1 protein-coding gene is annotated in these 275 nt (G+C 34.5%); it reads left to right on the top strand.

Annotation, left to right across the window (positions count from 1 at the left end; translation table 11 throughout):
- Window positions 1-275 (top strand): hypothetical protein (locus tag RVY79_RS19520; protein ID WP_317466232.1); only part of this gene is annotated, 275 nt, incomplete at both ends.

Consider the following 275-nt stretch of genomic DNA (forward strand, 5'->3'; position numbering starts at 1 on the left):
TGGATTTATTTTCTTGGGTGCTTACTATCAAAAAATCAGTAAATTGATGGATTTAACTAATTCAGCTATTGCCAATGTTCCTGTTGCTTCTGGTGTATCTCATTTTGACAGATACCCATTACATGATGAATGGAGTAAAGCATTAAATAATATCGGTAAAGTTGTTGATTTATCTAGTGCTGGTGTTGTGAATTATGGTGTTGGTGATGAAACAGGTGGTTCTAATGAAAGTTGGTGGGACACCATAAAACATTCAGTCAAAGAAGGATTTTCAC

The organism is Chromohalobacter sp. HP20-39 (assembly GCF_033052815.1).
Classification (GTDB): Bacteria; Pseudomonadota; Gammaproteobacteria; order Pseudomonadales; family Halomonadaceae; genus Chromohalobacter.